This window comes from Staphylococcus cohnii subsp. cohnii (assembly GCF_002902365.1).
Lineage (GTDB): Bacteria > Bacillota > Bacilli > Staphylococcales > Staphylococcaceae > Staphylococcus > Staphylococcus cohnii.
Genome location: NZ_PPQC01000067.1, coordinates 1 through 10014 on the forward strand (window position 1 = coordinate 1; position 10014 = coordinate 10014).

Sequence of the window (10014 nt, forward strand, 5' to 3'; positions counted from 1 at the left end):
CCCTTCAAAGTTTACATTTTTAAGTGTCTACTTTGAAGGGAGCATATCATGAATAAGGATTAGTTCTTTTTAACATTATAAAGCTCAAATAAATTAAAACGTTTGGAAACAGAAACGTAAAATTCATAATTAATAATTAAAAAAGAGTGTGCCTTACCAAAAAAGTTATTGTCATAGGCTTTTAAAGGTTCCTATGACAATTTGGAAAATGTGTGTTGTTATAAAATGAAAAAGACAATATGACTAATAAACAGAATCATAGGCTTTAGTTAGTAATAGAATTACTGAAATGCATATATTATATAAAAAATAAACCTTAGGTAAAATTTCACCTAAGGTTTATCTATATTTTTAAATATACATATTTATGGTTTCTTGTTATTTATATGTGTTTACATCAAAATATTTGCCTAATTTATTCATAGAATCATAGAACCCTTTAATACGTGTAGCATTATGAGATGCCCATGCTACATCAGTTGCATATTGATGAACACCTGGATTATCAGGATTCCAACGCATTTTATATAAAGTGTTTTGCCCTTGATTGATATATGAATTAGCGATGAATTTAGCGCCACCGACAATTGCTTTTTTAACAGTATCCCAACCATTATTTTTAGCGGTAGCAAAACCTTGTTTTACAGGATCTTTATCAACAGCTCCAATACCGAACATATTATAATATTTTTTAGCACCATTAGTAACAACTTTATTATTTACTACGTCGCCACCATTAGCAAGCTTAGAAGTTCCGTTTCCAGTTTCAAGCAGGGCATGGGAAACTAAGTAAACTTCATTGATGTTATAAGTTTTTGCAGCTTCACTAAATGCTTCACCTTGACCTTCTAATATACCTTTACCAACTAGTAATTTATCTAAATCAGTACCAGAAATATTTTGAGATTTATCTAGTCGTAAGAATTGGTATTTTTGGGTTGGATCTTTAGCAAGTTTACTACTATTCATAGCATTTTTAATCTCACTCGTTGTTGCATCTTCCCATTTTCCAGGTGTACGTTGAATTTGAGGTTTGAATTTCAAACCATGTTGTAACGCGACAGCCTGATCTAAAGTAAGATTAGATTTATAATATTTTACGAGCTCTTTACGCAAATCACTTTCTTTAATCCAAACAATTTTACCGTTTGATAACTTACCATGATACCAAGTTACACCATTAATGATTTGTTTTTCAAAAACAGTAAAGATGCTTTCATGGAAACCTTTTAATGATCCAGCTGATTTTGTAACGCTAGGATCCAAGTAATAATTACCATTTGCATTGTAAATAACATAGTCGAATTTTTGTGGTGTGATAGCTGATTGTGTTTGAGCTTTATTTAAATCTTTAGCTGAAATCCATCCAGTTTTATTATTTACATTTCCATATAGATATTCATCTTTATCAACAAACACAGATTTTGATGCGTTAAATTTACTATTTTTAATATTATTTTGAGTATCTAATTGTTGAGCTTTTGTACCCCATGGAATTGCATATAAACCATTGTTCGTTGCTTTTACAGTATATTGTCCACTTTTAGCTTTTGTTTTACTTAGGTCACGAGTATTTATATCTTTAGTGTTAACCCAACCAATAGGTGTATTTTGTTTGGTATTTTGAATTAACACATAAGTGTTATTACCTTGCGTACGTTGTTTAGTTACAGTATACGTACGACCAGCAAATTTCGATGCATTTTTACCTTTTTTATCATAAACAGTTGTTTTAATACCAGAATTATTTGTATTTAATTGTCCGATTTTACTAACAGATGTCGTAGCAGTAGCAGTAGCTTTTGTAACTGCTTCTTTAACAGTGATATCAGCTGTTTGCATCCAACCCAAGTTAGTATTTGTTTTATTATCTGTAATTAAATAAAATGAATTATTTCCTAATGTAGCTTTTTTACTTAATTTATAAGTTTTACCATTAACATAAGATTTTTGAACACCTTTTTTATCATATACAGATGTATAAACACCATGATTTGTCTTAGCCACTGTACCTTGTTGATTTGTAAGTGTATTGACAGTTAAATGATTATTTGTAGTAGGGGACGTAGCTGTTTTACTTGTCGAAGTTAATTTACTTAAGCTTACCCAACCAGATAAATTGTTTACTGTACCATAAACATAATTTGTTTTGCCAATTTGCTGTTGTTTTGATGCTTTGAATGTTTGACTAGAACTACCTGAAACTGTGCCTGCTTTTTGAGAACTAGTGCCCCAAGGTACAGTATAGATAACTTCACCTGGTTTGATTTTATAGGATTGGTTGTTTTTAACAACGGACTTAGCAGAGTTATAACTGACATCATTTTGATGTACCCATCCTATTAAATCACCTTTATTATAATCAGAAACTAAGTAAAAGTTTTTGTTTCCTAAAGTGGCCGATTTTGTAACTTTTAATGTTTGATTTGTTTTACTTGTTTTCTTACCATTTTGATCATAAACAGTGGTATATAAACCATCATTACTTGTATTTATACGACCAACACCGTTGTTAGTTGATACTGTTAATTTACCAGTATTAGTAGATGGTTTTGTAGTAGAACCAGAACCACTTGACTCGTTTTTGCTTCCACTTGTACTTCCAGATGAAGTGGTACCCCAAGCAGCAGCTTTACCTGTTTTAATTAAATATTTTTCATAAATTAAATCATAAAGTTCATCATAACTATAGTTATGGTTAGCTAAATAACCATGGGGATCGATATGGTCTGATCCACCTAAATAATTACTTACAGCTTTATGCGTCCAAACAGTTCCAACACCATCGTACTCAGCGCTGTCAGGAGCAAGTCCATAATATTGTAGGTTTGTAGCTGCATAGTCTGCATAGTTAGTGATTGAACGCGCAAATGAATCATAGTCGTGTGTATGGACTAATTCTACATGAATAAAGCGATCGTTTGCAGCTGGGCCAGCTCCCCATGCTAAGTAATCTGTATTAGCTGTTTCAATGATACGATTACCATCTACATAGGCATGTACAAATGCGCTATTATAATTATTTTTCATGTAATTAATTTCACCAGTAATTGTTGAATTATCGTTCGCAGTATCATGCATAACGATACCTTCAGGTTTACCATAACGATATTGGTATTTTGGTAAATAACTTGCAATATCTTGTTCATAATTAGGTGCTTTGAAGTTGTTTTTACGAATATAATTATTTATTGATGAATTTACTTTTGGCGTGTATTTAGGTAATGAACTTTTAGTTGTAGATTCTTTAGTGACAGCTGATCTGGTAGCTATAGTAGGAGTGCTAACTGATCTAGTCATTCTTAATTTTGGTGTTGCATCATTTTTATAAACTTGAATTGTTTTAGGTGAAGTATTTATATCTGAATCTAAAGTATTAACCTTTTCAGTTTGCGCTTCTTTGTCAGACTCATTTGTAGTAGTTGACTCGTTAGAACTTACCTCTGTATTAGAAGCCTCTGAATCTTTATCGATTTGAGCAACGTCAGTGTTGTCGTCTTTGTCTTCAGAGCTGTTAGAAGTATCATGATTTTTGTTTTCTTTATCAGAAGTTGATTCGTTAGAACTTATCTCTGTATTAGAAGCCTCTGAATCATCATCATTTTGAGTAACGTTAGCGTTAACGTCATTGTCTTCAGAGCTATTAGAAGCATCATGATTTTCGTTTTCTTTAACAGAAGTTGATTCGTTAGAGCTTGCCTCTGTATTAGAAGTCTCTGAATCATCATCATTTTGAGTAACGTTAGTATTGTCGTCTTTGACTTCAGTCTTGTTAGAAGCATCATGATTTTCGTTTACTGCATCAGAAGTTGAATCGTCAGAGCTTACCTCTGTAATAGAGGCCGCTGAATCATCATCATTTTGAGTAACGTCAGTGTTAACGTCTTTATCTTCAGAGCTGTTAGAAGTATCATGATTTTTGTTTTCTTTATCAGAAGTTGATTCGTTAGAGCTTACCTCTGTAATAGAGGCCGCTGAATCATCATCATTTTGAGTAACGTTAGTGTTGTCGTCTGTATCTTCAGAACTGTTAGACGCAACCAGATTTTCATTTTCGGCATTAGAAGAAGGTGCCTCTGTATTAGAAACATCGGAATCATTATCGTTTTGAGCAACATTAACATTATCATCTGTAACACTAGAAACATCATTACTTTCATCTTGAGCACTTTCATTTTGAGCGTCAGTTGCTAATTGTTCAGTATGAGTCTCTGTGTAATTGTTGATGTCAGAATTATTTTGGTCTTCTTGATTTTGAGTAGGATATGTATTTTGACTTGATGTGTCTTTATTAAGTTCGTCTAACTGTGCATCATAATTTTCAGGTTCATCAGATTTAAGCTCTTGCACTTGACTTGGATCATTGTATGTTTGTGTTCCTGAAATATTTGTCGTTGGATTACTTACTTCAGATTTTATTTCTTCGCTTTGTTTTATGGTATTTTCATCATTTAACACATTTTTATTTGATTTCTGATCTTGTGTATTATCAGCTGCATGTGCATAATGGGTTGTCAAAGCTGTACCTGCTAACGTCAATGCAACTATTGAAGGTACCTTATAATTCAACTTTTTATTAGTCATTTAACTGCCCCTTTTATTATTAATATTTAATACCATTATAATACGAAGATAGTTTAAGTGAATTGATTTCATAGATTTGTAATATAAAATTAATCTTATTAAGACACTATAAAAGAAGATATAATTTAAAAAAGGCGGAAATACGCCTAATTTTAAATATATTAAAATATTACACTCTTTAGAATGTTACATTGTAAAGATGTACATTAAATACAACTTTATTAAATTCTTTAGCTTAAATTGTTTTATTCATTAAGATATGTTCAATATTTTCTTCTAAGAAAATATCACCTGAAGCCTTATAACCTAAAGATTCATAAAAGCGTTGTGCATGGCATTGGGCATTAAGCGTTAACATATCATACCCTTGTTCTTTTGCTACTGTTTCAATGAAAAGCATTAAACCTTTGCCATGACCTGATTTTCTATGTGATGGTAATATTGCTACGCGCTCAATTTTTGCTCCATTTTGATAGGGTCTAAACCTTCCAGTTGCAAAAGGGGAGTGTAGTTCATCATAACCTATGACATGAGTAGCGCTAGATTCAAATTGATCTATTTCATTTTCAAGCGGGACTCCTTGTTCACGAACAAAAACTGCTTTTCTAATTTCATATGCGTCATCTAACATTTTAGATGTAGTAACTACTTCGAACATGATAAAACCTCACTTCTTTTAAATATAATAAAACTACCCTATCACAATTATAATGTAATAGGGTAGTTATTTAATGAATTATTGAGCTTCTTGACGTACTAATGCAGTATATTGCCAAAAAATTCTCATTTGTGCAATATTCCAATTGTTCATGCCCATGGTAAAACCTGACGGCCTAAATAAATTAACATCTGTTACTTCAAGCGCTGCTGCAATTAAATATTGTAGCGGTACACTGAGTTCTTTCATTGTTTCAGTTATACCATTTTGATCATAAACCCAAGAAAAAGGTAGTTCTGATTCAAAAACATCAACTTTATCAAAAATTTCAGGTAGGGCTACGATATAACATGCACCATCTACAACGGGATTGGTTTCACTATCCTTATAGTAGATTCGTAAAGCTTCATAGTTTTCACGATGTGCGTGATTAACATAGAAAAATTCATTTCTAAAAAGTGCCATATCTTTACTATGGATTAATTGTTGTTCTAAAACGTTAAACATACCGTTTATATTCGCTAATTTTTCATATGTTTTTCGTGACATGTCGCGATCTCCTCTCTACAGCTTAATATAAATTTGTTTGCAATTCTTGCGTGTTTTGTTGTTGATTAGGATCCTGTTGCTGTTGATTAGGATCTATTTGTTGGTTTGAATCAGGTTGTTGATATGAATCGTTTGGTTGCTGAGTTGTTTGGTTATTGTCTTGTTGATTCATATTATCTTGTTGGTTTTCATTTGTTGAATTTGGGTCTTGTGAATTTGAATTATTTTGTTCTGATTGTGAATTTGAATTGTCTTCATCTTGTTCAGAGCTATCTTTTTGATTTTTACGTAATAAGCTACTGTCAATTTCAGTTTGTGGTACGAGTGTACCATAAAAGTCGATAACGCGTTTATTCAAGAAATCATCTGTATCCTTAATTTTAGGTAAATTTAAATCGCTGCGCAAAAGATTTGCAGTATCTTTTATATTTTTAATATTAGGATTATAGTAATAAACACCATTCAAATAATCATCTTGACCTTCTAGTTGTTTACTTTTAATTTTAACATCATCTTTTAAGTAAGAAGTGGCTAGTGCTTTTACTTCTTTATAACTTAAATTATGTTTAGCATTTTTTCCTACTATTTCAATTACATCATCTAATTTACTGAAAGAATCTGCCTTTTGAGCTTTAATAAATAACTTTTTGATTAAATCCATTTGTCTTTGGCCACGTTTTAAGTCTGAATCTTGATGACGTGTTCTTGCAACTGCTAAAGCTTCATCTCCATTTAGCTTTTGATGTCCTTTTTTCACTTTAATTTTCCCAGTATCGTTTGTATTTGGTTCAGAAATATTATATGGAACATCATATTCAATACCACCGAGTTCATCAACGGCATCTACGAATGCTTCCATGTTAATTCTTACATAATAGTCAACAGGAACATTCAATGTAGCTTCTACAGAATCCATAGAAGCTGTAGGGCCATCGTAGGCATGTGCATGTGTGATTTTATCATAATAACCAACTTCTGGAATGTAACTAATCGTATCGCGTGGAATACTTAGCATTCGAATTTGTTCTTTATCTGCATTAAAAGTAGATAATATCATTGCATCAGTTCTTGATTGTTCAGTACTTTGACCATTTTTTTGGCGACCGCTATTATCATCAATACCTAAAAATAAAATAGAAATTGGATCTTTAGAGGGGTTTATTTTCGATTCACGAATACTTGATTCTCTTGATGTATCACTCGTATTCAATGAATGCTCAAAGGCACCTTGTGATGATTTAAGCAATAAAATGGCAAATATAACTGGAACAACTACAAGAATTAAAGATAGAAATATTAAAAAGTATTTTAAAAATTTATTCATGTATGAAGCTCCCTATCGTATGTGATTTTGTGTATATTACAATATTAATCTAGTGTTAAATTTTTGGTTGTTTCATTAAAATATTGTAAAGAGAAATTTGTACTATAACTTATAATTTTATAACTAACATAAAAAAATATCAACTAAGAATTTATCCTACTAAAGTTTGAATTATAAATTAGCATATAGATTAGCATTAAAATATTCTTAATGATAATAATATAAGTAATGAAAAGAAAATCAACATAGCTAAAAATGATTTATTTATGAACATACGATATAATTAACATATGTTAAGCGTTATTGATCATTGATAACATTAATATTTTATTAAAGTAAAATTTTTAAACAGAGAGTTTAAATTCAAAACGATTTTTGGTATTTATTAAATCAATTCGACGATGAGATAATACCTTGTGAATAATTGATTAATATATTGGAATTTCAAGGAGGATATAACCATGAAGTCAGAATGGTTGGATAAATTAGATGAAAGTTTAGTGAAAACATTTTATGAAGCACAGACCGACAAAGAAATAGAAGAAGGGTTTAGTGGAAATTTAACGTTTGGCACTGCAGGTATACGTAGTACCTTTGGTTTAGGACCGGGGAGATTGAATGCATTTACAATTCGCAAAGTAGCATTAGGCTTATCACAATATTTGAAAGAAAAATATGATAATCCATCCGTCGTAATCCATTTTGATACAAGATTATTATCTAAAGCATTTTCAGAGGAAATGGCATCTGTTTTAGCTCAAAATAATATTATTACGATCTTATCAGAAAATTATAAATCTACACCAGAATTATCATTTGCGGTTAGGTATTTAAAATCAAGTGCAGGTGTGATGATCACTGCCAGTCATAATCCTAAAAACTATAACGGTATTAAAATATACGATCAAAATGGTGGCCAATTATTGCCAGATGAATCGGAAGATTTAAGTCAATATATTAACGCTATTGAACGTCCATTACAAATTGATGGAGGTAATTTTAATTCATTACTAAATGATAAGAAAATCACATATATGTCACATGAAGTTACTGAAGCTTATAAAAGTGAAGTGAAAGATTTAGTAGGGGACATTCCTGAGAAAGATGCAAAAGTAGTACTTACGAGTTTACATGGTACAAGTTTACCTTTAGCTTCTACTATATTATCAGAATTAGCTTATGATAATTTTGTTATTGAAAAAGAGCAATCTACACCAGACGGTAATTTTCCAACAGTTGCGATAGCTAATCCTGAAGATGAAGCTGTGTTCGAACGTGGTATTAAGTTGGCAAATGATACTGATGCACAATTAATTATAGCAACTGATCCTGATGCTGATAGATTAGGTATGATTGAACGTTACGATGACGAAACATATAGGTATTTCAATGGGAATGAAATTGGTATATTACTTACTAAATTAAGATTTCAAGATTTAGTAGAAGAAGGTAAGCAACTTTACATGATTAAATCTATAGTCACAAGTGAACTTGCGGAAAGATTAGCTTTAGCATTAGATGTCGAAGTGAATAATGTATTAACAGGATTTAAATATATTTCAAATTTATTGGAAGAACAAAGCACACAACAAGATAAACAATTACTAATTGCATTTGAAGAAAGTCATGGCTATTTAGCTAAGCCATTTTCGAGAGATAAAGATGCAATCCAAATGGTACCTTTATTAATCAAATATAAAAATTTATTAGCGAATAATGGGATGACATTTAAAGACACAATAGATGATATATATGCCCATATCGGTGCATATAAAGATAAAACTTTATCACCGACTTTTGAAGGTGCAGAAGGTATTGAAAAGATCACTAAAATAATGGACCAATTTAGAAATGAAGATGTTTCAACGATTTGTGGTCTTGAAGTAAAACAAATTGAGGATTATCAATCAGGTACCATTAAAAATGTAACAGAGGGTAGTACTGAGGCATTATCATTACCTGAAACCAATTTAATTCGCTTTATTTTCGATGAAGGTTTCATTGCATTGAGACCTTCTGGTACTGAACCTAAAATTAAGTTGTACTTCTCATTAAATATAGAGGATATTGATAACTTAACAAATCAATTTAAAGATGAATATATCAATCATATAAAATAACAACAAAGAGGCAACAACATGAAAGTCAACAAATTTAAAATATTTATTGTTTTAATCATTTTCATATTTTTGATTTTAGGATTTACTGGATACAGACACTATAAACAAATGAAAGAGTATATCAGCCCTTCAAAGGTTTTGACCAAGGAAAATGAAAAACAATCATCGAAAAAACAAAAAAAGTTAAAAACGGTTGTTGATCATAAACATCCACAAATTAATAAAATTGATGAATATTTAGAACAAACTCATTTTAATGGAACCATTGCACTTTTTGAAAGAGGTAAACTCAAACTGAATAAAGGCTATGGTTATCAAGATTTTGAAAAGAATGAAGAAAATAATGCCAATACGATGTTTTTAATAGGTTCAGCACAAAAATTTATGACAGGCATCATGTTAAAACAGTTAGAAATTGATGGTGAGATTCATATGATGACACCTGTGAAGCATTATTTAAAATGGTTTGACTCAAATTATCCACTATCTATTAAACAACTGATGTTACATCAAAGTGGGTTATATAAATATAAAGCAAATCCAAAATTTAAAGATTTAAATGATGCAACACATGCAATACAACAGAGAGGTATCAACCCCTTAGAATATAATAAATATCAATATAACGATGCTAATTATTTAATATTATCGAAAGTAATAGAGACGGTGACACATAAGTCTTATATGCAAAATTTAAATGAAAGATTAGTGAAACCATATAATTTAGAATATACGGCACGATATAGTAATTTGAATTTTAAAAATTATATGGCTGTTGG

At 30.7% G+C, this 10014-nt stretch carries 6 protein-coding genes; 2 read left to right on the plus strand and 4 right to left on the minus strand.

Translation table 11 applies throughout. The features are described from left to right. Positions 1 to 378: 378 nt before the first annotated feature. From CD032_RS11140 to CD032_RS11155, 4 genes are all read right to left on the minus strand, one after another. Entirely contained in the window at positions 379 to 4584 is a 4206-nt protein-coding gene (locus CD032_RS11140; protein ID WP_103211490.1) for a GW dipeptide domain-containing protein, read from the minus strand. Between the two features lie 235 nt (positions 4585 to 4819). Further along, positions 4820 to 5242 carry a GNAT family N-acetyltransferase gene (locus CD032_RS11145; RefSeq protein WP_019468156.1) on the minus strand — a complete coding sequence of 141 codons (423 nt, stop codon included), beginning with the start codon at positions 5240 to 5242 and terminating at the stop codon, positions 4820 to 4822. Between the two features lie 78 nt (positions 5243 to 5320). Next, a complete protein-coding gene (locus CD032_RS11150; RefSeq protein ID WP_019468155.1) occupies positions 5321 to 5791 on the minus strand; it encodes a DUF2538 family protein in 471 nt (156 codons plus the stop codon). A gap of 22 nt (positions 5792 to 5813) precedes the next feature. After that, positions 5814 to 7115: an LCP family protein gene (locus tag CD032_RS11155; RefSeq protein ID WP_103211491.1), complete on the minus strand. Its 1302-nt coding sequence runs from the start codon at positions 7113 to 7115 to the stop codon at positions 5814 to 5816. Positions 7116 to 7576: 461 nt separating this feature from the next. Here CD032_RS11155 and CD032_RS11160 point away from each other — a divergent pair, with 461 nt between their 5' ends. Together CD032_RS11160 and CD032_RS11165 are read left to right on the plus strand one after the other, a co-directional pair. Further along, positions 7577 to 9235, plus strand: a complete 1659-nt coding sequence (locus CD032_RS11160; RefSeq protein WP_103211492.1) for a phospho-sugar mutase — start codon at positions 7577 to 7579, stop codon at positions 9233 to 9235. Between the two features lie 18 nt (positions 9236 to 9253). Then, positions 9254 to 10014 (plus strand): serine hydrolase domain-containing protein (locus tag CD032_RS11165; protein ID WP_258026265.1); only part of this gene is annotated, 761 nt, incomplete at its 3' end.